Origin of the sequence: Kluyvera sp. CHPC 1.2972 (assembly GCF_036759925.1) — a bacterium.
Classification (GTDB): Bacteria; Pseudomonadota; Gammaproteobacteria; order Enterobacterales; family Enterobacteriaceae; genus Kluyvera.
In genome coordinates, this window is record NZ_JAPKIB010000025.1 from 1 (window position 1) to 25,864 (window position 25,864).

At 53.6% G+C, this 25,864-nt stretch carries 21 protein-coding genes and 4 tRNA genes; 15 read left to right on the forward strand and 10 right to left on the reverse strand.

Annotated elements, in window-relative coordinates; genetic code table 11:
• Nucleotides 1–193: 193 nt before the first annotated feature.
• Nucleotides 194–1,222, forward strand: a complete 1,029-nt coding sequence (murB, locus tag V6944_RS22125) for a UDP-N-acetylmuramate dehydrogenase (protein ID WP_333500546.1) — start codon at nt 194–196, stop codon at nt 1,220–1,222.
• A complete protein-coding gene (birA, locus tag V6944_RS22130) occupies nt 1,219–2,181 on the forward strand; it encodes a bifunctional biotin--[acetyl-CoA-carboxylase] ligase/biotin operon repressor BirA (protein WP_333500547.1) in 963 nt (320 codons plus the stop codon). The genes murB and birA overlap by 4 nt, the downstream gene beginning before the upstream one ends.
• A gap of 36 nt (nt 2,182–2,217) precedes the next feature.
• Here birA and coaA read toward each other — a convergent pair whose 3' ends face one another.
• The gene (coaA, locus tag V6944_RS22135) at nt 2,218–3,168 is read right to left on the reverse strand and encodes a type I pantothenate kinase (RefSeq protein ID WP_333500548.1); all 951 of its coding nucleotides are present in this window, start codon (nt 3,166–3,168) and stop codon (nt 2,218–2,220) included.
• Between the two features lie 412 nt (nt 3,169–3,580).
• On the opposite strand from coaA, the gene V6944_RS22140 reads away from it, so the two are divergent.
• From V6944_RS22140 to rpoC, 13 genes are all read left to right on the forward strand, one after another.
• Nucleotides 3,581–3,656 (forward strand) — tRNA-Thr (locus tag V6944_RS22140).
• Nucleotides 3,657–3,666: 10 nt separating this feature from the next.
• A tRNA-Tyr gene (locus tag V6944_RS22145) sits at nt 3,667–3,751 on the forward strand.
• Between the two features lie 119 nt (nt 3,752–3,870).
• Nucleotides 3,871–3,945 (forward strand) — tRNA-Gly (locus tag V6944_RS22150).
• Between the two features lie 5 nt (nt 3,946–3,950).
• Nucleotides 3,951–4,026 (forward strand) — tRNA-Thr (locus V6944_RS22155).
• 116 nt (nt 4,027–4,142) lie between these two features.
• Entirely contained in the window at nt 4,143–5,327 is a 1,185-nt protein-coding gene (gene tuf, locus V6944_RS22160) for an elongation factor Tu (protein WP_115074753.1), read from the forward strand.
• 222 nt (nt 5,328–5,549) lie between these two features.
• A complete protein-coding gene (gene secE, locus V6944_RS22165; protein WP_035895925.1) occupies nt 5,550–5,933 on the forward strand; it encodes a preprotein translocase subunit SecE in 384 nt (127 codons plus the stop codon).
• A gap of 1 nt (nt 5,934) precedes the next feature.
• Nucleotides 5,935–6,480, forward strand: coding sequence for a transcription termination/antitermination protein NusG (gene nusG, locus V6944_RS22170; RefSeq protein WP_002438628.1), 546 nt, complete (start codon nt 5,935–5,937; stop codon nt 6,478–6,480).
• Between the two features lie 159 nt (nt 6,481–6,639).
• Complete coding sequence (gene rplK, locus V6944_RS22175; protein WP_012133815.1) at nt 6,640–7,068, forward strand: 50S ribosomal protein L11; 429 nt, start codon at nt 6,640–6,642, stop codon at nt 7,066–7,068.
• Nucleotides 7,069–7,071: 3 nt separating this feature from the next.
• Complete coding sequence (gene rplA, locus V6944_RS22180; RefSeq protein WP_035895924.1) at nt 7,072–7,776, forward strand: 50S ribosomal protein L1; 705 nt, start codon at nt 7,072–7,074, stop codon at nt 7,774–7,776.
• Between the two features lie 289 nt (nt 7,777–8,065).
• Nucleotides 8,066–8,563, forward strand: a complete 498-nt coding sequence (gene rplJ, locus V6944_RS22185; protein WP_185669941.1) for a 50S ribosomal protein L10 — start codon at nt 8,066–8,068, stop codon at nt 8,561–8,563.
• A gap of 66 nt (nt 8,564–8,629) precedes the next feature.
• Nucleotides 8,630–8,995: a 50S ribosomal protein L7/L12 gene (rplL, locus tag V6944_RS22190; RefSeq protein WP_006176746.1), complete on the forward strand. Its 366-nt coding sequence runs from the start codon at nt 8,630–8,632 to the stop codon at nt 8,993–8,995.
• 318 nt (nt 8,996–9,313) lie between these two features.
• Nucleotides 9,314–13,342 (forward strand): DNA-directed RNA polymerase subunit beta, encoded by a 4,029-nt coding sequence (rpoB, locus tag V6944_RS22195; RefSeq protein WP_185669940.1) that lies wholly within the window; start codon nt 9,314–9,316, stop codon nt 13,340–13,342.
• Nucleotides 13,343–13,418: 76 nt separating this feature from the next.
• A complete protein-coding gene (rpoC, locus tag V6944_RS22200; protein ID WP_333500549.1) occupies nt 13,419–17,642 on the forward strand; it encodes a DNA-directed RNA polymerase subunit beta' in 4,224 nt (1,407 codons plus the stop codon).
• A gap of 124 nt (nt 17,643–17,766) precedes the next feature.
• Here the strand turns inward: rpoC and V6944_RS22205 are convergent, their stop codons facing one another.
• From V6944_RS22205 to thiC, 9 genes are all read right to left on the reverse strand, one after another.
• Entirely contained in the window at nt 17,767–18,084 is a 318-nt protein-coding gene (locus V6944_RS22205) for a PTS lactose/cellobiose transporter subunit IIA (protein ID WP_035895909.1), read from the reverse strand.
• 7 nt (nt 18,085–18,091) lie between these two features.
• Entirely contained in the window at nt 18,092–18,397 is a 306-nt protein-coding gene (locus V6944_RS22210) for a PTS sugar transporter subunit IIB (RefSeq protein ID WP_185669937.1), read from the reverse strand.
• Nucleotides 18,398–18,653: 256 nt separating this feature from the next.
• Nucleotides 18,654–20,198, reverse strand: a complete 1,545-nt coding sequence (locus V6944_RS22215) for a sensor domain-containing diguanylate cyclase (protein WP_333500564.1) — start codon at nt 20,196–20,198, stop codon at nt 18,654–18,656.
• A 240-nt stretch (nt 20,199–20,438) separates the two neighbouring features.
• A complete protein-coding gene (gene thiH / locus V6944_RS22220; protein ID WP_333500550.1) occupies nt 20,439–21,569 on the reverse strand; it encodes a 2-iminoacetate synthase ThiH in 1,131 nt (376 codons plus the stop codon).
• Nucleotides 21,566–22,336, reverse strand: coding sequence for a thiazole synthase (gene thiG, locus V6944_RS22225; RefSeq protein ID WP_333500551.1), 771 nt, complete (start codon nt 22,334–22,336; stop codon nt 21,566–21,568). Before thiG ends, thiH begins: the two co-directional genes overlap by 4 nt.
• A gap of 1 nt (nt 22,337) precedes the next feature.
• Nucleotides 22,338–22,538, reverse strand: coding sequence for a sulfur carrier protein ThiS (gene thiS / locus V6944_RS22230; RefSeq protein ID WP_333500552.1), 201 nt, complete (start codon nt 22,536–22,538; stop codon nt 22,338–22,340).
• The gene (gene thiF / locus V6944_RS22235; RefSeq protein WP_333500553.1) at nt 22,516–23,277 is read right to left on the reverse strand and encodes a thiazole biosynthesis adenylyltransferase ThiF; all 762 of its coding nucleotides are present in this window, start codon (nt 23,275–23,277) and stop codon (nt 22,516–22,518) included. Before thiF ends, thiS begins: the two co-directional genes overlap by 23 nt.
• The gene (gene thiE, locus V6944_RS22240) at nt 23,270–23,905 is read right to left on the reverse strand and encodes a thiamine phosphate synthase (protein WP_333500554.1); all 636 of its coding nucleotides are present in this window, start codon (nt 23,903–23,905) and stop codon (nt 23,270–23,272) included. The genes thiF and thiE overlap by 8 nt, the downstream gene beginning before the upstream one ends.
• On the reverse strand, nt 23,905–25,803 hold the full coding sequence (gene thiC / locus V6944_RS22245) for a phosphomethylpyrimidine synthase ThiC (RefSeq protein WP_333500555.1): 1,899 nt from the start codon (nt 25,801–25,803) through the stop codon (nt 23,905–23,907). Before thiC ends, thiE begins: the two co-directional genes overlap by 1 nt.
• Nucleotides 25,804–25,864 lie beyond the last annotated feature (61 nt).

Here is a 25,864-nt window from a genome sequence, read left to right on the forward strand (position 1 = left end):
CAATTTAGTGAAGAAGCCCATCCTGACGGATGGGCTTTTTTGCGTCTGCGGAAAATGAAAGTGCGGTGAAAATCCCGGGGTCACTGCGTTCGCCCGGGCTACATTATTATGCCGTCTCCCCCTCTATATAACCGCAAGCCTTCCCCGAGCAGATACGGTAAACTATCGTCGATTCAGCATCAGGAAAGCAGCTATGACCCACTCCCTAAAACCCTGGAACACCTTCGGCATTGACCATTGTGCAAAGCACATCGTATGCGCTGAAAATGAACAACAATTACTGAGCGCCTGGCAGCAATCTACCCGTGAAGGGCTGCCTGTTATGATCCTGGGTGAAGGAAGTAACGTCCTGTTTCTGGAAGACTATTCCGGCACTGTGATCCTGAACCGCCTGAAAGGTATCGAGGTGAGCGAAACGGCTGACGCATGGCATCTGCACGTTGGCGCAGGGGAAAACTGGCATAATCTGGTGCGTTATGCATTGGATAACAGTATGCCGGGCCTTGAAAACCTGGCTCTCATTCCTGGCTGTGCGGGGTCATCCCCTATTCAGAACATCGGTGCCTACGGTGTTGAACTGCAGCATGTCTGTGAATATGTTGATTGCATCGAGCTGACAACCGGTGAACATCAGCGCCTCAGCACTGAAGAGTGTCAGTTTGGCTATCGAGACAGTATCTTCAAGCATGCCTACCAGGATCGTTTTGCGATTGTCGCCGTTGGTTTCCGACTGGCAAAAGCGTGGAAACCGGTACTAACGTACGGCGATCTTACGCGACTTGATCCAAAAACAGTGACTCCGCGTGAGGTGTTCGACTCCGTTTGTCATATGCGCATGACTAAGTTGCCGGATCCGAAGGTCAACGGTAACGCGGGCAGCTTCTTTAAGAACCCGGTAGTGAGTCCCGATTATGCCGAAGCGCTGCTGACGAACTTCCCGAAAGCGCCGCATTATCCGCAGCCTGATGGCAGCGTTAAGCTGGCCGCAGGATGGCTTATCGATCAGTGTCAGCTGAAAGGTCATATTGAGGGCGGTGCTGCTGTTCATCAACAGCAGGCGCTGGTACTGGTTAACGTCGACCACGCGCTGAGTAGCGATGTGGTTAAGCTAGCGCACCATGTCCGCCAGCAGGTGGGCGACAAATTTAACGTCTGGCTTGAGCCTGAAGTCCGCTTTATCGGACGTGCGGGTGAAGTGAGTGCGGTTGAGGTAATCAAATGAAAGACAATACGGTGCCATTAACGCTTATCTCTCTGCTGGCCGACGGGGATTTCCACTCCGGCGAGCAGTTGGGTGAAAAGCTTGGCATGAGCCGCGCTGCGATCAACAAACATATCCAGACCTTACGTGACTGGGGTGTTGATGTCTTTACCGTACCCGGCAAAGGGTACTGCCTGCCGGAGCCAATTCAATTACTGGAAGCAGAGCGCATTCGCCAGGCTGTCGACTACGGTGACGTATCGGTACTCCCGGTTATCGACTCCACGAACCAATATCTGCTCGACCGCATTGGGGAATTGAAATCCGGCGATGCCTGCGTTGCGGAATACCAGCAGGCAGGTCGAGGCCGTCGTGGCCGTAAGTGGTTCTCACCGTTCGGTGCGAACCTCTATCTCTCCATGTACTGGCGCTTAGAGCAGGGGCCGGCGGCAGCGATTGGCCTGAGCCTGGTGATTGGTATCATCATGGCGGAGGTATTACAGAGTCTGGGCGCCGATAAGGTACGGGTAAAGTGGCCAAATGATCTTTACCTGAATGACCGCAAACTGGCCGGCATTCTGGTTGAGCTAACCGGTAAAACCGGCGATGCCGCGCAGATTGTTATTGGTGCCGGGATTAACCTGGTCATGCGCCGCGTTGAAAACGATGTGATAAATCAAGGCTGGATTAACCTACAGGAAGCCGGCATCGTTATCGACCGTAATGTGCTGGCAGCGCGCTTGATTAACGAGCTGCACGACGCCTTGTACCTCTTCGAACAGGAAGGGTTAGCACCTTATCTTTCTCGCTGGGACAAATTAGATAACTTTATCAACCGCCCGGTTAAGTTAATTATCGGTGATAAAGAGATATTTGGTATTTCCCGCGGTATTGATACGCAAGGGGCATTATTGCTGGAACAGGACGGGGTGATAAAACCCTGGATGGGCGGCGAAATTTCACTGCGTAGCGCAGAATAAAAAAGGGAGCTTCGGCTCCCTTTTCTTTTATTACGATTATTTCCGCAGGCGAACCTGCTCAACGGAGTGGTTGGCGCTTTTAGTCAGGATCAGACTCGCACGCTCACGCGTTGGTAAGATATTCTCGTTTAAATTTATGAGGTTAATCTCATTCCATAGTGACGTAGCCACGTTAATCGCCTCTTCTTCAGAAAGCTGGGCATAGTTATGGAAATAAGAATCCGGATCGGTAAATGCACCTTCACGGAATTTCAGGAAGCGGTTGATATACCAGGACTGTAATAACTTCTCTGGGGCATCAACATAAATAGAGAAATCAACGAAATCGGAAACAAATACATGATGCGGATCGTGAGGATAGTCCATCCCGCTCTGCAGCACGTTAAGTCCTTCCAGAATTAATATATCTGGATGGGTAACCGTTTTATCGCCATCAGGAATAACATCATAAATAAGATGGGAATATACTGGTGCAGTGACGTCGGGTACCCCTGACTTCAGGTCAGAGACGAACTTCACCAGACGATGCATATCGTACGACTGCGGGAAGCCTTTCTTCTTCATCAGCCCGCGTTCTTTCAGCACCTCATTGGGGTGCAGGAAACCATCGGTAGTGATGAGCTCAACGCGGCGATGTTCGGGCCAGCGGCTAAGCAACGCTTGTAGTACGCGGGCGGTCGTGCTTTTACCTACCGCCACGCTGCCCGCGATACTAATAATATAAGGAATACGCTGGCCGTTAGTGCCAAGGAACTGCTCCAGCACCGCCTGACGACGCAGGTTAGAACTAATATAGAAGTTCAGTAGACGTGACAAAGGCAAATAGATCTCCGCCACTTCCTCCAGCGACAGATCTTCGTTGATACCTTTTAAGCGTGTAATTTCGCCTTCCGTCAGGGTCATTGGCACGGAATCGCGCAGCGCCGCCCACTGGCTACGATTGAACTGTAGATAAGGTGTCATTAACGTTTGCTCTTGTTTTCTCATAAGCATGTTCTGGCTGCCGCGCTGATAACACGGACGCTTCACATTCAGTTAATCAGGACAATGGGCAGGAGGTTAACACCAGATGGAATATAAAAAGAAGAAAAAATCCAAATGAGTGGTGCTTTCGTGAGAAAACCCCAGAGTTTGTTGCCAACTCAACCGGAGAGCGTAAGTGATAGGTAATAGTAAAGAAGCGAAACTGCTAATGACGACAGCTAGTCAGGCACTAGCAGACCTGAAATGGTATCAGCAAGCCGCAGAGAATAGAGATAATCGCGCTATTTTCGTTCACAAAAATACCATTTTGCTGAGTTTTTACGCTTGAGTGCACAAAACATGAGCGATAGAACATTTTATGCAAATTTTTAGTTGCATGTCGCCGCAGGTCTCCATAGAATGCGCGCTACTTGATGCCGACTTAGCTCAGTAGGTAGAGCAACTGACTTGTAATCAGTAGGTCACCAGTTCGATTCCGGTAGTCGGCACCATCAAGTACCTGGTGGGGTTCCCGAGCGGCCAAAGGGAGCAGACTGTAAATCTGCCGTCACAGACTTCGAAGGTTCGAATCCTTCCCCCACCACCACTTTCCGGCTAAGCATTGCGAAGCCAGAGTTGGTCGGTAAAATGACGAACTCAAACAAAGAAAAGAGAGCAATCTCTTTTTTTTGGCACAGAAAGAACTGGGTAGCCGAGTTTTAGGATGCGGGCATCGTATAATGGCTATTACCTCAGCCTTCCAAGCTGATGATGCGGGTTCGATTCCCGCTGCCCGCTCCAGACGTGCTGATATGGCTCAGTTGGTAGAGCGCACCCTTGGTAAGGGTGAGGTCCCCAGTTCGACTCTGGGTATCAGCACCACTTCTCTTCTCCCTCCCGTTTCTCTCTGTTTAAATTAATGCATTCAACATTTCAGGCGTTTTGTCTGGTTGATGTGGTGATATCACCGATTTATCCGTGTATTAGAGGGACTATCGATGTCTAAAGAAAAATTTGAACGTACCAAACCGCACGTCAACGTCGGTACTATCGGCCACGTTGACCATGGTAAAACTACCCTGACTGCTGCAATCACTACCGTACTGGCTAAAACCTACGGCGGTGCTGCTCGTGCTTTCGACCAGATCGATAACGCACCAGAAGAAAAAGCTCGTGGTATCACCATCAACACTTCCCACGTTGAATATGACACCCCAACTCGCCACTACGCACACGTAGACTGCCCAGGCCACGCCGACTATGTTAAAAACATGATCACCGGTGCTGCGCAGATGGACGGCGCGATCCTGGTTGTTGCTGCGACTGATGGCCCTATGCCACAGACTCGTGAGCACATCCTGCTGGGTCGTCAGGTAGGCGTTCCTTACATCATCGTGTTCCTGAACAAATGCGACATGGTTGATGACGAAGAGCTGCTGGAACTGGTTGAAATGGAAGTTCGTGAACTTCTGTCCCAGTACGACTTCCCAGGCGACGACACCCCAATCATCCGTGGTTCTGCTCTGAAAGCGCTGGAAGGCGACGCAGAGTGGGAAGCGAAAATCATCGAACTGGCTGGCTTCCTGGATTCTTACATCCCAGAACCAGAACGTGCTATCGACAAGCCGTTCCTGCTGCCAATCGAAGACGTATTCTCCATCTCCGGTCGTGGTACCGTTGTTACCGGTCGTGTAGAGCGCGGTATCATCAAAGTTGGTGAAGAAGTTGAAATCGTTGGTATCAAAGACACCGCTAAGTCTACCTGTACCGGCGTTGAAATGTTCCGCAAACTGCTGGACGAAGGCCGTGCTGGTGAGAACGTTGGTGTTCTGCTGCGTGGTATCAAACGTGAAGAAATCGAACGTGGTCAGGTTCTGGCTAAGCCAGGCTCTATCAAGCCGCACACCAAGTTCGAATCTGAAGTGTACATTCTGTCCAAAGACGAAGGCGGCCGTCATACTCCGTTCTTCAAAGGCTACCGTCCACAGTTCTACTTCCGTACTACTGACGTGACCGGTACCATCGAACTGCCAGAAGGCGTTGAGATGGTAATGCCAGGCGACAACATCAAGATGGTTGTGACTCTGATCCACCCAATCGCGATGGACGATGGCCTGCGTTTCGCAATCCGTGAAGGCGGTCGTACCGTTGGCGCGGGCGTTGTTGCCAAAGTAATGAGCTAATTGCTGATAACATTTGACGCAATGCGCAATAAAAGGGCATCATTTGATGCCCTTTTTGTACGCTGTCGAACCAGAACCTGGCTCATCAGTGATTATTTTTGCCATAATCATTGCTGAGACAGGCTCTGTAGAGGGCGTTTAGTCCGAAACTTACTTTCGGTTTGGATCGCCTCGCTCTCGCGGGGTGGAAATGTTTGTAGAATACTTCTGACAGGTTGGTTTATGAGTGCGAATACCGAAGCTCAAGGGAGCGGGCGCGGCCTGGAAGCGATGAAGTGGGTAGCTGTTGCCGTATTGCTTATCGTGGCAATTGTGGGCAACTACCTCTATCGCGACATGATGCTGCCGCTGCGTGCGCTGGCCGTAGTAATTATTATTGCTGCAGCGGGTGGTGTCGCGCTGTTGACGACGAAAGGCAAAGCGACCGTTGCGTTTGCGCGTGAAGCGAGAACGGAAGTTCGTAAGGTGATTTGGCCGACTCGCCAGGAAACGCTGCACACTACGCTGATCGTTGCTGCGGTCACTGCGGTAATGTCACTGATCCTGTGGGGACTGGATGGTATTCTGGTTCGCCTGGTATCCTTTATCACTGGCCTGAGGTTCTAAGATGTCTGAAGCACCTAAAAAGCGTTGGTACGTCGTTCAGGCGTTTTCCGGTTTTGAAGGCCGTGTAGCCACTTCGCTGCGCGAGCATATCAAATTACACAACATGGAAGAGCTGTTTGGCGAAGTCATGGTTCCGACCGAAGAAGTGGTCGAAATTCGTGGCGGCCAGCGTCGCAAGAGCGAGCGCAAATTCTTCCCAGGCTACGTGTTAGTTCAGATGGTGATGAACGACGCGAGCTGGCACCTGGTGCGTAGCGTTCCGCGTGTAATGGGCTTTATCGGCGGTACCTCTGACCGTCCGGCGCCAATCAGCGACAAAGAAGTTGATGCGATTATGAACCGCCTGCAGCAAGTCGGTGATAAGCCGCGTCCGAAAACGCTGTTTGAACCGGGTGAAATGGTTCGCGTTAGCGACGGTCCATTCGCTGACTTCAACGGCGTGGTTGAAGAAGTGGATTACGAGAAGTCTCGCCTGAAAGTTTCCGTCTCTATCTTCGGTCGTGCGACCCCGGTAGAACTGGACTTTGCTCAGGTAGAGAAAGCGTAAGGCTGCGATCAAAAAAGCATCGATCTAATCGTTGCATAGGGCGCGAAATTGACATACAATTTCGCGCCTTTTGTTTTTATGGGCATACGCCTGTAAAACGAATTTTTATATCACGGGGAGCCTCTTAGAGGCGCTATCACCCACATTGAGGATTTTAGAATGGCTAAGAAAGTCCAAGCCTACGTTAAGCTGCAGGTTGCAGCTGGTATGGCAAACCCAAGTCCACCAGTTGGTCCAGCTCTGGGTCAGCAGGGTGTGAACATCATGGAATTCTGCAAAGCGTTCAACGCAAAAACTGATTCCATCGAAAAAGGTCTGCCAATTCCGGTTGTTATCACCGTTTACGCTGACCGTTCTTTCACCTTCATTACCAAAACGCCTCCAGCAGCAGTTCTGCTGAAAAAAGCGGCTGGTATCAAGTCTGGTTCCGGCAAGCCGAACAAAGACAAAGTAGGTAAAATTTCCCGCGCTCAGCTGCAGGAAATCGCGCAGACCAAAGCTGCCGACATGACCGGTGCCGACATTGAAGCGATGACTCGCTCCATCGAAGGTACTGCACGTTCCATGGGCCTGGTAGTGGAGGACTAAGAAATGGCTAAACTGACCAAGCGTATGCGCGTGATCCGTGACAAAGTTGATGCAACTAAACAGTACGACATCAACGAAGCTATTGCCCTGCTGAAAGAGCTGGCCACTGCTAAGTTCAACGAAAGCGTTGACGTTGCCGTTAACCTCGGTATCGACGCTCGTAAATCTGACCAGAACGTACGTGGTGCAACTGTACTGCCACACGGTACTGGCCGTTCCGTTCGCGTTGCCGTATTTACCCAGGGCCCTAACGCTGAAGCAGCTAAAGCTGCTGGCGCAGAGCTGGTAGGTATGGAAGATCTGGCTGACCTGATCAAGAAAGGCGAAATGAACTTCGACGTTGTTATCGCATCTCCAGATGCAATGCGCGTTGTTGGCCAGCTGGGCCAGGTTCTGGGCCCACGCGGTCTGATGCCAAACCCGAAAGTTGGTACTGTAACCCCTAACGTTGCTGAAGCGGTTAAGAACGCTAAAGCAGGTCAGGTTCGTTATCGTAACGACAAAAACGGCATCATCCACACCACCATCGGTAAAGTGGACTTTGACGCTGACAAACTGAAAGAAAACCTGGAATCTCTGCTGGTTGCGCTGAAAAAAGCAAAACCAACTCAGGCGAAAGGCGTGTACATCAAGAAAGTTAGCATCTCCACCACCATGGGTGCAGGTGTTGCAGTTGACCAGGCTGGCCTGAGCGCTGCTGCAAACTAATGCCTTTACGTGGGCGGTGATTTTGTCTACAATCTTACCCCCACGTTTGCTAACGAAAGTTAGCGGCTAAAAGATTTGTTCGTTGGAGCCTGGCCTATCCAGGCCTCCGTCGAAGACCGCAGGTGTTTCGTAAGAAACTTAATGCCCTGCGTAGACGGTGACAGAACGCTAAGATTATTTTTAATACTCTGGCTTGTTTCTGCTCACCGTATTAAGACGCTCTCTCCATTGGGGAGAGTGAAGTGAGTTCCGGAACATGAGTTCCGGCAAACATCCAGGAGCAAAGCTAATGGCTTTAAATCTTCAAGACAAACAAGCGATTGTTGCTGAAGTCAGCGAAGTAGCCAAAGGCGCGCTGTCTGCAGTAGTTGCGGATTCCCGTGGCGTTACTGTAGATAAAATGACTGAACTGCGTAAAGCAGGTCGTGAAGCTGGCGTATACATGCGTGTTGTTCGTAACACCCTGCTGCGCCGCATCGTTGAAGGTACTCCATTCGAGTGCCTGAAAGACACGTTTGTTGGTCCGACCCTGATTGCATACTCTATGGAACACCCGGGCGCTGCTGCTCGTCTGTTCAAAGAGTTCGCGAAAGCGAATGCAAAATTTGAGGTCAAAGCCGCAGCCTTTGAAGGTGAGTTGATCACGGCATCGAACATCGATCGCCTGGCAACCCTGCCGACCTACGACGAAGCAATTGCACGCCTGATGGCAACCATGAAAGAAGCTTCGGCTGGCAAACTGGTTCGCACTCTGGCTGCTGTACGCGATGCGAAAGAAGCTGCTTAATAGCAGTCCTCTTTGTAAAGTATCTGCTTACGTATAAACTTATTCTGATTTTCAGGAACAATTTAAATGTCTATCACTAAAGATCAAATCATTGAAGCAGTTGCAGCTATGTCCGTAATGGACGTTGTAGAACTGATTTCTGCAATGGAAGAAAAATTCGGTGTTTCCGCTGCTGCTGCTGTAGCTGTAGCTGCTGGCCCGGCTGAAGCTGCTGAAGAAAAAACTGAATTCGACGTAATTCTGAAAGCTGCTGGCGCTAACAAAGTTGCTGTAATCAAAGCAGTACGTGGCGCAACTGGCCTGGGTCTGAAAGAAGCTAAAGACCTGGTAGAATCTGCTCCAGCCGCTCTGAAAGAAGGCGTGAGCAAAGATGACGCTGAAGCACTGAAAAAATCTCTGGAAGAAGCTGGCGCTGAAGTTGAAGTTAAATAAGCCAACTTTTCTAGTTGAAGCCTGAGAAATCAGGCCGATGGCTGGTGACTTTTTAGTCACCAGCCATTTTGCGCTGTATGGCGCCAGTAGCATTTCACACTGTTTGACTACTGGTTGTCCTGACAATGCATGTTTCTATCGACGACTTAATATATTGCGACAGGGTGCTCGCTCTGTGTAAATCGCAATGAAATGGTTTAAGCGTGATAGCAACAGGTATTGCGGAAAGTGTTCCATTTTCCGGTCAACAAAATAGTGTTGCACAAACTGTCTGCCAATGGACAGATGCGTCGACTTGTCAGCGAGCTGAGGAACCCTATGGTTTACTCCTATACCGAGAAAAAACGTATTCGTAAGGATTTTGGTAAACGTCCACAAGTTCTGGATGTCCCATATCTCCTTTCTATCCAGCTTGACTCGTTCCAGAAGTTTATCGAGCAAGATCCTGAAGGTCAGTATGGTCTGGAAGCTGCTTTCCGTTCCGTATTCCCTATTAAAAGCTACAGCGGTAACTCCGAGCTGCAATACGTCAGCTACCGTCTGGGCGAACCTGTCTTTGACGTTCAGGAATGTCAGATCCGTGGCGTGACCTATTCCGCACCGCTGCGCGTGAAACTGCGTCTGGTGATCTACGAGCGCGAAGCGCCGGAAGGCACCGTAAAAGACATTAAAGAACAAGAAGTCTACATGGGCGAAATTCCGCTCATGACCGACAACGGTACCTTTGTTATCAACGGTACTGAGCGTGTTATCGTTTCTCAGCTGCACCGTAGCCCAGGCGTCTTCTTTGACTCCGATAAAGGTAAAACCCACTCTTCGGGTAAAGTGCTGTATAACGCGCGCATCATTCCTTACCGTGGTTCCTGGCTGGACTTCGAATTCGATCCGAAGGACAACCTGTTCGTACGTATCGACCGTCGCCGTAAACTGCCTGCGACCATTATTCTGCGTGCGCTGAACTACACCACTGAGCAGATCCTTGACCTGTTCTTTGAGAAAGTTGTTTTCGAAATTCGTGACAACAAGCTGCAGATGGAACTGATTCCAGAACGTCTGCGTGGCGAAACCGCGTCCTTCGACATCGAAGCGAACGGTAAAGTGTACGTTGAAAAAGGCCGCCGTATTACTGCGCGCCACATTCGCCAGCTGGAAAAAGACGATATCAAGCATATCGAAGTTCCGGTTGAGTACATCGCTGGCAAAGTCGCTTCTAAAGACTACGTTGACGAATCTACTGGCGAGCTGATCTGCGCAGCTAACATGGAGCTGAGCCTGGATCTGCTGGCTAAGCTGAGCCAGTCTGGCCACAAGCGTATCGAAACGCTGTTCACTAACGATCTGGACCACGGTGCCTACATTTCTGAAACTGTACGCGTCGACCCAACTAACGATCGTCTGAGCGCGCTGGTAGAAATCTACCGCATGATGCGCCCTGGTGAGCCGCCAACTCGTGAAGCTGCTGAAAGCCTGTTCGAGAACCTGTTCTTCTCCGAAGACCGCTATGACCTGTCTGCGGTTGGTCGTATGAAGTTCAACCGTTCTCTGCTGCGCGACGAGATCGAAGGTTCCGGTATCCTGAGCAAAGACGACATCATCGAAGTGATGAAGAAGCTCATCGATATCCGTAACGGTAAAGGCGAAGTGGATGATATCGACCACCTCGGCAACCGTCGTATCCGTTCCGTAGGCGAAATGGCGGAAAACCAATTCCGCGTTGGCCTGGTACGTGTTGAGCGTGCGGTGAAAGAGCGTCTGTCTCTGGGCGATCTGGATACCCTGATGCCTCAGGATATGATCAACGCCAAGCCGATTTCTGCAGCAGTGAAAGAGTTCTTTGGTTCCAGCCAGCTGTCTCAGTTTATGGATCAGAACAACCCGCTGTCTGAGATTACGCACAAACGTCGTATCTCCGCACTCGGCCCGGGCGGTCTGACCCGTGAACGTGCAGGCTTCGAAGTTCGAGACGTACACCCGACTCACTACGGTCGCGTATGTCCAATCGAAACGCCTGAAGGTCCAAACATCGGTCTGATCAACTCCCTGTCCGTGTACGCACAGACTAACGAATATGGCTTCCTCGAGACGCCGTACCGTAAAGTGACCGACGGTGTTGTAACCGACGAAATTCATTACCTGTCTGCTATCGAAGAAGGCAACTACGTTATCGCTCAGGCGAACTCCAACCTGGATGACGAAGGCCACTTTGTAGAAGATCTGGTTACCTGCCGTAGCAAAGGCGAATCCAGCTTGTTCAGCCGCGATCAGGTTGACTACATGGACGTATCCACCCAACAGGTGGTATCCGTCGGTGCGTCCCTGATCCCGTTCCTGGAACACGATGACGCCAACCGTGCATTGATGGGTGCGAACATGCAACGTCAGGCCGTTCCAACTCTGCGTGCTGATAAGCCGCTGGTTGGTACCGGTATGGAACGTGCTGTTGCCGTTGACTCCGGTGTTACTGCAGTTGCTAAACGTGGCGGTACCGTTCAGTACGTCGACGCATCCCGTATCGTTATCAAAGTTAACGAAGACGAGATGTATCCGGGCGAAGCGGGTATCGACATCTACAACCTGACCAAATACACCCGTTCTAACCAGAACACCTGTATTAACCAGATGCCTTGCGTGTCTCTGGGTGAGCCAATCGAGCGCGGTGACGTGCTGGCAGATGGCCCGTCCACCGATCTGGGTGAACTGGCGCTGGGTCAGAACATGCGCGTGGCATTCATGCCATGGAACGGTTACAACTTCGAAGACTCCATTCTCGTATCCGAGCGTGTTGTTCAGGAAGACCGTTTCACCACCATCCACATTCAGGAACTGGCATGTGTGTCCCGTGACACCAAGCTGGGGCCAGAAGAGATCACTGCTGACATCCCTAACGTGGGTGAAGCTGCGCTCTCCAAACTGGATGAATCCGGTATCGTTTACATTGGTGCAGAAGTCACCGGTGGCGACATTCTGGTTGGTAAGGTAACGCCGAAAGGTGAAACCCAGCTGACGCCAGAAGAGAAGCTGCTGCGTGCGATCTTCGGTGAGAAAGCGTCTGACGTTAAAGACTCTTCTCTGCGCGTACCAAACAGCGTTTCCGGTACTGTTATCGACGTTCAGGTCTTTACTCGCGATGGCGTAGAAAAAGACAAACGTGCGCTGGAAATCGAAGAGATGCAGCTGAAGCAGGCTAAGAAAGACCTGTCTGAAGAACTGCAGATCCTCGAAGCTGGCCTGTTCAGCCGTATCTACGCTGTGCTGGTTGCCGGTGGTGTCGAAGCTGAGAAGCTGGACAAACTGCCTCGCGATCGCTGGCTGGAACTCGGTCTGACCGACGAAGAGAAACAGAATCAGCTGGAACAGCTTGCTGAGCAGTACGACGAGCTGAAACACGAGTTCGAGAAAAAACTCGAAGCGAAACGCCGCAAAATCACCCAAGGCGACGATCTGGCACCGGGCGTGCTGAAGATTGTTAAGGTATACCTGGCCGTTAAACGCCGTATCCAGCCTGGTGACAAAATGGCAGGTCGTCACGGTAACAAGGGGGTAATTTCTAAGATCAACCCGATCGAAGATATGCCGCACGATGCTAACGGTACGCCGGTAGATATCGTACTGAACCCGCTGGGCGTACCATCGCGTATGAACATCGGTCAGATCCTTGAAACCCACCTGGGTATGGCTGCGAAAGGTATCGGCGATAAGATCAACGCCATGCTGAAACAGCAGCAAGAAGTCGCGAAACTGCGCGAGTTCATCCAGCGTGCTTACGATCTGGGCTCTGATGTTCGTCAGAAAGTTGACCTGAACACCTTCACCGATGATGAAGTGCTGCGTCTGGCTGAAAACCTGAAGAAAGGTATGCCAATCGCAACGCCAGTATTCGACGGTGCAAAAGAAGCGGAAATTAAAGAACTGCTGCAACTGGGCGGTCTGCCATCTTCTGGTCAGATTACCCTGTTCGACGGCCGTACCGGTGAACAGTTCGAGCGTCAGGTAACCGTAGGTTACATGTACATGCTGAAACTGAACCACCTGGTCGACGACAAGATGCACGCGCGTTCTACCGGTTCTTACAGCCTGGTTACTCAGCAGCCGCTGGGTGGTAAGGCTCAGTTCGGTGGTCAGCGCTTCGGGGAGATGGAAGTGTGGGCGCTGGAAGCATACGGCGCCGCCTACACCCTGCAGGAAATGCTCACCGTTAAGTCTGATGACGTGAACGGCCGTACTAAGATGTATAAGAACATCGTAGATGGCAACCATCAGATGGAACCGGGCATGCCGGAATCCTTCAACGTACTGTTGAAAGAAATCCGCTCGCTGGGCATCAACATCGAACTGGAAGACGAGTAATCCTCGCTCAAACAGGTCACCGCTGCCGGGGTCATTCCCGGCAGTGGATTGTGCTAACTCCGACGGGAGCAAATCCGTGAAAGATTTATTAAAGTTTCTGAAAGCGCAGACTAAAACCGAAGAGTTTGATGCGATCAAAATTGCTCTGGCCTCGCCAGACATGATCCGTTCATGGTCTTTCGGTGAAGTTAAAAAGCCGGAAACCATTAACTACCGTACGTTCAAACCTGAGCGTGACGGCCTTTTCTGCGCCCGTATCTTTGGGCCGGTAAAAGATTACGAGTGCCTGTGCGGTAAGTACAAGCGCCTGAAACACCGCGGTGTGATCTGTGAGAAGTGCGGCGTTGAAGTGACCCAGACCAAAGTGCGTCGTGAGCGCATGGGCCACATCGAGCTGGCATGTCCAACTGCCCACATCTGGTTCCTGAAATCGCTGCCGTCCCGTATCGGTCTGCTGCTCGATATGCCTCTGCGCGATATCGAACGCGTACTGTACTTCGAATCTTATGTTGTTATCGAAGGCGGTATGACCAACCTGGAACGCCAACAGATCCTGACTGAAGAGCAGTATCTGGACGCGCTGGAAGAGTTCGGTGACGAATTCGACGCGAAGATGGGTGCGGAAGCTATCCAGGCCCTGCTGAAGAGCATGGATCTGGAGCAAGAGTGTGAAACTCTGCGTGAAGAGCTGAACGAAACCAACTCCGAAACCAAGCGTAAAAAGCTGACCAAGCGTATCAAGCTGCTGGAAGCGTTCGTACAGTCTGGTAACAAGCCAGAGTGGATGATCCTGACCGTTCTGCCGGTTCTGCCGCCAGATCTGCGTCCGCTGGTACCGCTGGATGGTGGTCGTTTCGCGACTTCTGACCTGAACGATCTGTATCGTCGCGTCATTAACCGTAACAACCGTCTGAAGCGTCTGCTGGATCTGGCTGCGCCAGATATTATCGTACGCAACGAAAAACGTATGCTGCAGGAAGCGGTTGATGCCCTGCTGGATAACGGCCGTCGCGGTCGTGCGATCACCGGTTCTAACAAACGTCCTCTGAAATCTTTGGCCGACATGATCAAAGGTAAGCAGGGTCGTTTCCGTCAGAACCTGCTCGGTAAGCGTGTTGACTACTCCGGTCGTTCTGTAATCACCGTAGGTCCATACCTGCGTCTGCATCAGTGCGGCCTGCCTAAGAAAATGGCACTGGAGCTGTTCAAACCATTCATCTACGGCAAACTGGAACTGCGTGGCCTCGCCACCACCATCAAAGCCGCTAAGAAAATGGTTGAGCGCGAAGAAGCTGTCGTTTGGGATATCCTGGACGAAGTTATCCGCGAACACCCGGTTATGCTGAACCGTGCACCAACACTGCACCGTCTGGGCATCCAGGCGTTTGAGCCAGTACTGATCGAAGGTAAAGCTATCCAGCTGCACCCGCTGGTTTGTGCGGCATACAACGCCGACTTCGATGGTGACCAGATGGCTGTTCACGTACCGCTGACGCTGGAAGCCCAGCTGGAAGCGCGTGCGCTGATGATGTCTACCAACAACATCCTGTCCCCAGCGAACGGCGAACCAATCATCGTTCCTTCTCAGGACGTTGTATTGGGTCTGTACTACATGACTCGTGACTGTGTTAACGCCAAAGGCGAAGGCATGGTGCTGACTGGTCCTAAAGAAGCTGAGCGTATCTATCGCGCAGGTCTGGCCTCTCTGCATGCGCGCGTTAAAGTGCGTATCACCGAGTACGAAAAAGATGAAAACGGCGAATTCGTTGCGCACACCAGCCTGAAAGACACGACCATTGGCCGTGCCATTCTGTGGATGATCGTACCGAAAGGTCTGCCTTTCTCCATCGTCAACCAGGCGCTGGGCAAGAAAGCTATCTCCAAAATGCTGAACACCTGTTACCGCATTCTGGGCCTGAAGCCGACCGTTATCTTCGCTGACCAGACCATGTACACCGGCTTTGCTTACGCAGCGCGCTCAGGCGCCTCTGTCGGCATCGACGACATGGTTATCCCAGAGAAGAAATACGAAATCATCAGCGAAGCGGAAGCTGAAGTTGCTGAGATCCAGGAGCAGTTCCAGTCTGGTCTGGTAACCGCTGGCGAACGCTACAACAAAGTTATCGATATCTGGGCAGCGGCGAACGATCGTGTATCCAAAGCGATGATGGATAACCTGCAAACTGAAACCGTCATTAACCGTGAAGGTAAAGAAGAGCAGCAGGTTTCCTTCAACAGCATCTACATGATGGCCGACTCTGGTGCGCGTGGTTCTGCAGCACAGATTCGTCAGCTGGCTGGTATGCGTGGTCTGATGGCTAAGCCAGATGGCTCCATCATCGAAACGCCAATCACCGCGAACTTCCGTGAAGGTCTGAACGTACTCCAGTACTTCATCTCCACTCACGGTGCTCGTAAAGGTCTGGCGGATACCGCACTGAAAACAGCGAACTCCGGTTACCTGACTCGTCGTCTGGTTGACGTGGCACAGGACCTGGTCGTGACTGAAGACGACTGTGGCACCCTGGAAGGCATCACCATGACCCCGGTTATCGAGGGTGGTGATGTTAAAGAGCCACTGCGCGATCGCGTACTGGGTCGTGTGACGGCTGAAGACGTTCTGAAGCCGGGCACCGCGGACATTCTGGTTCCACGTAACACGCTGCTGAACGAGCAGTGGTGTGATCTGTTGGAAGAGAACTCCGTTGACTCCGTGAAAGTGCGTTCCGTTGTATCCTGTGACACCGACTTTGGTGTATGTGCGCACTGCTACGGTCGTGACCTGGCGCGTGGCCACATCATCAACAAAGGTGAGGCTATTGGCGTTATCGCTGCACAGTCCATCGGTGAACCTGGTACACAGCTGACGATGCGTACGTTCCACATCGGTGGTGCGGCATCTCGTGCGGCTGCTGAATCCAGCATCCAGGTTAAGAACAAAGGTAGCATCAAGCTCAGCAACGCGAAGTCGGTTGTGAACTCCAGCGGTAAACTGGTTATCACTTCCCGTAACACCGAGCTGAAACTGATCGACGAATTCGGTCGTACCAAAGAAAGCTATAAAGTGCCTTACGGCTCCGTTATGGCTAAAGGTGATGGCGAGCAGGTTGCCGGCGGTGAAACCGTAGCAAACTGGGATCCACACACCATGCCAGTTATCACCGAAGTAAGTGGTTTCATCCGCTTTACTGACATGATCGACGGCCAGACCATTACTCGTCAAACTGACGAACTGACCGGTCTGTCTTCTCTGGTCGTTCTGGACTCTGCTGAACGTACCGCGGGTGGTAAAGACCTGCGCCCAGCACTGAAAATTGTTGATGCCCAGGGTAACGACGTTCTGATCCCAGGCACTGATATGCCTGCTCAGTACTTCCTGCCGGGTAAAGCGATTGTTCAGCTGGAAGATGGTACTCAGATCCACTCTGGTGATGCTCTGGCGCGTATTCCTCAGGAATCCAGCGGTACCAAAGATATCACCGGTGGTCTGCCACGCGTTGCGGATCTGTTCGAAGCACGTCGTCCGAAAGAGCCGGCAATCCTGGCTGAAATCAGCGGCATCATTTCCTTCGGTAAAGAAACCAAAGGGAAACGTCGTCTGGTTATCACCCCGTTAGACGGTAGCGATCCATACGAAGAGATGATTCCAAAATGGCGTCAGCTCAACGTATTCGAAGGCGAACGTGTAGAACGTGGTGATGTGGTTTCCGACGGTCCAGAAGCTCCGCACGACATCCTGCGCCTTCGTGGCGTACACGCGGTAACGCGTTACATCACCAACGAAGTACAGGACGTTTACCGTCTGCAAGGCGTTAAGATTAACGATAAACACATTGAAGTTATCGTTCGTCAGATGCTGCGTAAAGCGACCATCGAAAGTGCTGGTAGCTCCGACTTCCTGGAAGGCGAGCAGGTTGAATACTCCCGCGTCAAGATTGCTAACCGCGATCTGGAAGCGAACGGCAAAGTGGCGGCAACTTACTCCCGCGACCTGCTGGGTATCACCAAAGCGTCCCTGGCTACCGAATCGTTCATCTCTGCGGCATCGTTCCAGGAGACTACACGTGTCCTGACCGAAGCAGCCGTTGCGGGCAAACGCGACGAACTGCGCGGCCTGAAAGAGAACGTTATCGTGGGGCGTCTGATCCCTGCGGGTACCGGTTATGCGTACCACCAGGATCGCATCCGTCGCCGTGCGGCGGGCGAAGTTTCTGCAGCACCTCAGGTGAGTGCAGAAGAAGCGACCGCAAGCCTGGCAGAACTGCTGAACGCAGGTCTGGGTGGTTCTGATAACGACTAATCGTTCACGCTAGTGCCGATAAGTTGAAAAGGCCAGTCTTCGGACTGGCCTTTTTTATGCTTTTCTGGCCTGAAAAAACAAAAGGCACCCTGATGGGTGCCTTTTGCTATTCCGTTTTGAGCTTTTAGCTAACCAGTGGAATACGGCGATACAGTTCAATCATGTCGGTCGCCAGATCCTGGATAACCATCGCGTTCATCAGGTGGTCCTGAGAGTGAACGGTGATCAGATTGACCGGCAGTTTACCCGTACCTTCATCAATGCCGATAAGCTGGGTCTGGATACCATGGGCCAGTTTCACGAACTCGCGAGACTCTTCCATCGCCTTTTCCGCGCCCTCAAAGTCGCCTTTGCGAGCCAGCTGCAGCGCAGTTAATGCTGAACTACGTGCGGCACCGGCGTTCACCAGCAGCTCCATGATGATTGATTCTAAATCTTCCACGTCTTTCTCACTCCATTAACTTAAGGGCTTTCTCAAGCACAACATCGCCTTTCATCATGCCGTAGTCCATCATATCGATGACGGCGACCGTTTTACCCAGTGGGTCGGCCAGTGCCTGAAGTTTGGCTTGTTCATACTTCACCTGCGGACCCAACAGTACGATGTCCGCATCGTTAAGATTTGCTTTAAATTCGGCCACCGGTACGGCTTTAATTGAGACTTCAATGCCTTTTTTCTGTGCCGCATCCTTCATACGTTGGACCAACATGCTGGTGGACATACCTGCAGCGCAGCATAAAACGATATTCTTCATAATGCTCCCTCATGACCCGTGATGACTCATGTTTATCGCGAGCTGAAACGTTCAACAACTGCTTTACGATGATTGTGTGTAAGCCATCACAAAGATCGGCCCAAAAAACTGAAACCGGTTACAGTTTGCATGATTTAGCGTGCAAAAAATGAGGAAGGATAGGTAGCCCGGCCGAGCAATGCGACGCTGGGATTTTGCATCGAGCCGCCCCCGGATTTGGCGCTGTTGCACCTCGTCCGGGCTACACAAGAGTGGGTTACGCGTCGTGAGTCGTTCGCTGGATGCGGTTTTTCCCCTGGCGTTTGGCTTTATAAAGCGCTTCGTCCACGCTCGATACCAGATGGTCCAGCGTCTCCATGTGCCATTCGCCGAGCCCGGCGCTGAAGGTCACATGCAGCCCCTCTTCACGCCAGTTTCTATTGGCAACATTCATCCGCCATAGTTCGAGTAGTGCTGCCGCCTCGGCAATATGTTCTGCGGTGAAGATAACCGCGAACTCCTCGCCGCCGTAGCGGTAGAGCGACAGCCCGTGCGCCTGCAGAATGGCGATCCCTTCACGAGCCACGTTGCGTAGCACGATATCGCCGCTGAGGTGGCCCCAGGTATCATTGATGGATTTGAAGTTGTCGATATCGACCAGCGCCAGCGCGAACGACTGTCGATCGTTCATCAAGGCGGTAATGTCGGTATCAAAAGCCCAGCGGTTTTTACAGCCGGTGAGTGAGTCAACGGTCGCCTGGCGTACATAGGCCTGCTCGCGCTCTTTGTTGGTTTCAATCGCCTTATGCAGCATCACCTCAAGGCCGGGCGCGCGGTTGGTATCGCCGGTTTTGATGGCGTTGATGATATTCATCAGAATACCGCGGGAGGCATGACGCAGATACAGGCCGAAGGTGATGATGATCAGGCCGGCCAGCGCGAAGCCCCAGGAGATGATGATGCTCTCATGCTGCGCCAGCATACTGAGCGTATGGCCGGAGACTTTATAGATAACGAACCAGTCCGGATTGGTGAACGAATAGTAGTAATACCAGGTCCGGCTCTGCTTATCGAATACCTCGCCTTCACCAGCTGTCATGCTGGTTAGCAGCTGCGAGGAAACGACCGTCTGGAAGAGTTTACCGGTATCGGAATGCAGCAGCGCCTGACCCTGCCGGTTCACCACGAAGAAATCACCCTGTACCGGCGGACGCATCTGGCGCAGGGTGTGGCTCATGGCGGCTAAATCAAAATGGAAGGCCAGCGTTCCCTTGAGCTTGCCGTCGGGGGAGATGACCGGCTTCGCCAGCGTCACGGTCTGCTGCTGGGTATAGAAATCGGTGTACGGCTGTGTATAGCGGCTGAAAATGCCGACATCGCCCTGGTGGACGAACCAGGGGCGAGTGGTGGCATCAAAGACTGGAGCGTTCTGCCGCTGCACCGCCTGGGGGGCGCGTAGATAATGGCCTTCGGTATCGGCGACAGAGAGTGAAGAAACCGTTGGCATCATCGACAGCAACTGCATCATCGACTGCAACCCTTTCTCAGGATCGAGATTTACCACCTTGTTCAGCTCGTCGTTACGGGCCAAATAGTTCGTGGCGCGTCCCAGAATATAATCATTTTCGTTGAGGATGGATTCGGCATAGTTGACCGCCAGATTGTGGGTAAAGTTGCGGTTAATACTATGATAATCGCGAATAATATCGTTGCGCTGGATGATGGTTACCAGAATGGCTATGGCGATAAAGCACACAATAATGCCAGCAAAACTGATAAAGATCGGGGTAGTAAAAGACAGCCGTCTGCTGTGAGAACTCATCATGGTTTCCATTCCTGGGAGAGATTGCAGAAGACCAGAACCAGAGCGAGTTGGTACTGCAATTTAATACACATATTTATGACTCAATAATTATACTTTATTGGCGTAAAGATGAATATTTGTTCTAAATATATAGATTAAATCGCTATTACAAGTCGGTTTTAATGAAACAATATTTCGTTAAAAGCTGAAGAAGGGCAGCGGAAAAAGCAGGCTGCCCTGAAGAAGTATAGCTGACGTTTAGCGGACTGCGCTGCGTCCCAGCCAGTTATCCCAATCTTTCCATACCGGCTGCAGGCCACGGGCGGATAGCGCACTAGCCACTTCGGCAGGCGTTCTGGCATCGTGCGGCGAGAACTGCTCCAGTTCCGGGCGATTGTCGGCGTAGCCGCCGGGCTGGGTTTTTGAGAATGCGCTGACGTTATTGATAGCCAGCGGGATAACCCGATCCCGGAACCACGGTGATTCGCGGGTAGAGAGCGACAGTTCTGTCTCCGGAGAGAACAGGCGGAACGCGCAGATCGTCTGTACTAGCTGGCGTTCATCCATCAGCGATGCGGGCTCAATGCCGCCTGCACACGGGCGCAGTCGTGGGAAGGAGATGGAGTAACGGCTTTGCCAGTAGCGCTGCTGCAGCCACAGCAGGTGCTCGGCCACCATAAAACAGTCGACCCGCCAGCTATCGGAAAGGCCAATCAGCGCACCGAGGCCGATTTTGTCGATCCCGGCTTGCCCCAGACGGTCCGGCGTGTCGAGACGCCAGAAGAAGTCCTGCTTTTTGCCTTTCAGATGGTGCTGCGCGTACATTGCTTCATGGTAGGTCTCCTGGTAGACCATGACCCCATCCAGCCCCAGCGTTTTTAGCTCGGCATACTCCTCGGTCGCCAGCGGCTGCACTTCCATATGCAACGAGGCAAACTGCTGGCGAATGTCCGGCAGATGACGACGGAAGTAGTCCATGCCGACCTTTCCCTGATGCTCGCCGGTGACCAGCAGGAGATGCTCAAAACCCATCTCGTGTATCGCTTCGCACTCGCGGGCAATTTCTGCTTCATCCAGCGTCTTGCGCTTGATGCGGTTACTCATAGAGAAGCCGCAGTAGGTGCAGTCGTTGGCGCAGAGATTCGAGAGATAAAGCGGCACGTAGAAGCTGACGGTATTACCGAAGCGCTGGCGGGTGAGCTTTTGCGCCCGCTGGGCCAGCGGCTCCAGATAGTCGGCGGCAGCAGGGGAGAGCAGGGCCATGAGATCGTCGCGGCTAAGCTGTGAAGCGCCGAGCGCCCGTTCCACATCGGCGGCGGTTTTGCCGTTGATGCGTAAGCGGATGTCGTCCCACTCCAGTTGCCGCCAGCGGTCGCTGAACGTTTTCATGCCAGCGCCTCCAGAAAACCGGTTAATGGGCTGGTGGCGCTGGCCTGCGTGCTACGGTTTCCCGGCACCGCCTGACGCGCCAGCAGCCCGGCTTCTACCGCCAGACGGAAGGCGGTTGCCATAGTGACCGGGTCGTCGGCCACGGCAATAGCCGTGTTGACCAGCACCGCATCGGCGCCCATCTCTAGCGCCTGCGCCGCATGGCTAGGTACACCGATTCCGGCATCCACCACCACCGGCACGGTAGCCTGCTGGATGATGATCTCCAGCATGGCCCTGGTCTCCAGCCCCTGATTAGAGCCGATAGGCGCGCCAAGCGGCATCACCGCCGCGCAGCCCACCTCTTCCAGCCGCTTACACAGCACCGGGTCAGCGCCGCAGTATGGCAGCACCACAAAGCCCTGTTTCACCAGCGCTTCGGCGGCTTTCAGCGTCTCAATCGGGTCTGGTAGCAGCCAGCGGGCGTCGGGGTGAATTTCGAGCTTCAGCCAGTTTGTCCCCAGCGCTTCACGCGCTAGCTGGGCGGCAAAGATAGCCTCCTCAGCGGTTTTTGCCCCCGAGGTGTTGGGCAGCAGCGTTACGCCCGCGTCAACCAGCGGAGCCAGAATGGCGTCGTTGTGCTGACGTAAATCGACCCGCTTCATCGCCAGCGTCACCAGTTGGCTGCCGGAGGCACGAATGGCTTCGACCATCAGTTGTGACGAGGCAAATTTCCCGGTACCGGTGAACAGATGTGAATCAAACGTTTTGTCCGCAATACGTAACATATCAACCCCCTGCAATAACCTGAAAGAGCAGGATCTGGTCGCCTTCCTGCACGATGTGCTGCTGCCACTGGTCGCGTGGCAGAATCTGTTGGTTCAGCGCCAGCGCGGCCCCCGGCTTGAGCTGGTTAAGCTGGGCGAGCAGGTCGCTGACGGTTTGCCCCTCGGCGCACTGCATCACTTCATCGTTGAACTGAATCTGCATGTCGCCCTCCGCATACCGGGCAGCCCTGGGCGCGACGCAGCACGAGGCTGCGCCACTGGCTGGTTTTGCCGTCGAACAGACGCAGTTCGCCGCTCGGTGTGTCGATGCCGCTCAACAACTTGATGGCCTCCAGCGCCTGCAATGTGCCCATCACCCCAACCACTGGGCCGACGATGCCCGCGGTGCGGCAGTTGCGCTCCGGCTCCGCATCGTCCGGCCACAGGCAGCGGTAGCAGCCTTGCTCCCATGGCGGTGTCAGTACCATGATTTGGCCGCCAAAGCCGACGGCGCTGGCGGTGATAAGCGGCGTATTGAGCGCCACACAGGCGGCGTTGATCGCCTGACGTGTTGCCATGTTGTCGGTACAGTCGAGCACCACGTCGGCGCGTGATACCGCGTGGCGTAGCGCATCGCCGGTCAGCCGCTGCTGTAGCGCAACCAGGTCAATATCAGGGTTTAGCCGCGCCAGCCGCTGTTGAGTGACCTGCGATTTTGAGCGGGCAATATCGTCGGTGGTGAACAGGATTTGCCGTTGCAGATTACTGAGGTGTACCTCGTCGTCGTCCGCCAGCGTCAGCGTGCCGACGCCCGCCCCCGCCAGATACAGCGCGGCAGGCGAGCCCAGCCCGCCTAAACCGACGATCAGCACATGGCTACCGAGCAGCTTTTGCTGGCCATCAATAGCGATATCGCCCAGCAGGATCTGCCGGCTATAGCGCATAAAGTCGCGGTCATTCATCGCCCACTCCCGCTATCGCCAGCAGCTGCGCCGTGGCTTCACGCCAGTCCGCCGCTTGAGTAATGGCGCTGACCACGGCAATGCTGCCCACGCCGGTCGCCAGCACGTCAGGCGCACGCGCAAGACTGATGCCGCCGATGGCGACGGTTGGGTAATCGGCCAGACGCGCAATATGGCCTGCCAACTGCGTCAGCCCCTGCGGCGCGGAGGGCATCTGCTTGGTTTGGGTGGGAAAGACGTGGCCCAGTGCGATATACGACGGTCGAGCGGCGAGCGCCACGTCAATCTCCATATCGTCGTGGGTCGACACACCAAGGCGAAGGCCCGCAGCCTGAATCGCTTTCAGATCCGTAGTTTCCAGATCCTCCTGGCCCAGATGCACCCCGTAGGCGCGGTGCTTGATAGCCAATCGCCAGTAGTCGTTGATAAACAGGCGGGCGTCATAGCGTCGGCCCAGCGCGATGGCGGCCATCACGTCCGCTTCAACCTCGTCGTCGCGCTTGTCTTTGATTCGCAGTTGAATGGTACGCACGCCGGCTTCCAGCAGGCGTTCAATCCACATCATGCTGTCCACCACCGGATAAAGTCCGAGGCGGAACGGTACCGTTGGGAAATCGGGCTGGTACATCAGGCCTCCTCGCGTTTCAGGTAAATTTCACCGCCTTTGGCGCGGAAGTTCTCCGACATATCCGCCATGCCCACTTCAATCGTCTGGGCGGCAGCGTAGTCGCGTACTTCCTGGCTGATTTTCATCGAGCAGAATTTCGGCCCGCACATGGAGCAGAAGTGGGCGACTTTGCCGGATTCCTGCGGCAGGGTTTCATCGTGGTAGGCGCGGGCGGTAAACGGATCGAGTGCGAGGTTAAACTGGTCTTCCCAGCGGAATTCGAAGCGCGCTTTTGACATCGCATTATCGCGGATCTGCGCGCCCGGGTGCCCTTTCGCCAGGTCGGCGGCGTGGGCGGCAATTTTGTAGGTGATCAGCCCCTGCTTCACATCCTCTTTGTTTGGCAGGCCAAGGTGCTCTTTTGGCGTGACGTAGCAGAGCATCGCGCAGCCAAACCAGCCAATCATCGCCGCGCCAATGCCGGAGGTGAAATGGTCATAGCCCGGCGCGATATCGGTGGTCAACGGCCCTAAGGTGTAGAACGGCGCTTCGTGGCAGTGCTCCAGCTCTTCGGTCATGTTGCGCTGAATCATCTGCATCGGCACGTGGCCCGGGCCTTCAATCATCACCTGCACATCGTACTCCCAGGCGATTTTGGTCAGCTCGCCCAGCGTGTGCAGCTCGGAGAACTGGGCTTCGTCGTTGGCGTCCTGAATCGAGCCCGGACGCAGACCGTCGCCCAGCGACAGCGATACGTCATAGGCGGCACAGATTTCACAGATTTCACGGAAGTGCTGGTAGAGGAAGTTTTCCTGATGATGGGAGAGACACCATTTCGCCATGATAGAACCACCGCGAGAGACGATGCCGGTCAGGCGCTTGGCAGTCATCGGCACGTAGCGCAGCAGCACGCCCGCGTGGATAGTGAAGTAGTCGACGCCCTGTTCGGCCTGCTCCAGCAGCGTGTCGCGGAAGGCTTCCCAGGTCAGATCTTCGGCGATCCCGTTGACCTTCTCCAGCGCCTGGTAGATCGGCACGGTGCCGATCGGAACCGGGCTGTTACGCAGGATCCATTCGCGGGTTTCGTGGATATAGCGGCCGGTCGACAGGTCCATCACCGTATCTGCGCCCCAACGGGTGGACCACACCAATTTTTCCACTTCCTCTTCAATGGAGGAGGTCACCGCCGAGTTACCGATATTGGCGTTCACCTTCACGAGGAAGTTGCGGCCGATGATCATCGGCTCGGATTCCGGGTGGTTGATGTTGGCAGGAATGATGGCGCGCCCGGCGGCGACTTCATCACGCACGAATTCCGGCGTGATGTTCTCCGGCAGGCGTGCGCCGAAGGCCATGCCTGGGTGCTGGTGGCGCAATACTTCGCTGCGAATGCGCTCGCGGCCCATGTTTTCACGAATGGCGATGAACTCCATTTCCGGCGTCACAATCCCCTGACGGGCATAGTGCAGCTGAGTGACGCATTTACCTGCTTTGGCGCGCTTCGGCGTCAGCAGCCCATTAAAGCGCAGTTCGTCGAGACCATCATCGGCCAGCCGCTCTTTGGTGTAGGCGGAACTGCGGTCATCCAGCTCTTCGCTGTCGTCGCGAGCGGTAATCCACGGCTGGCGCAGCTTTGCCAGACCCTGCTGGACGTTAATCGCCACGTTTGGGTCACCGTAGGGGCCGGACGTGTCGTACACCGGCACCGCTTCGTTCGCTTCGAGCTGTGGGTTTTCTTTATTGCCGCCAATCAGCGTGGGGCTCAGCTGAATTTCGCGCATTGGAATACGGATATCCGGCTGCGAACCGGTGATGTAGATACGTTGGGAGTTCGGGAACGCGGTGCCTTCCAGGGTATCGATAAAGTGTTGGGCCTGGGCGCGCTGTTCGCGGCGAGATGGTTTAGTAGTGACAGACATAGCTCATTCCAAATAAAAGTAAGGACATGGCTTGTCAGACGACGGATGAAGCAAGAGAGAA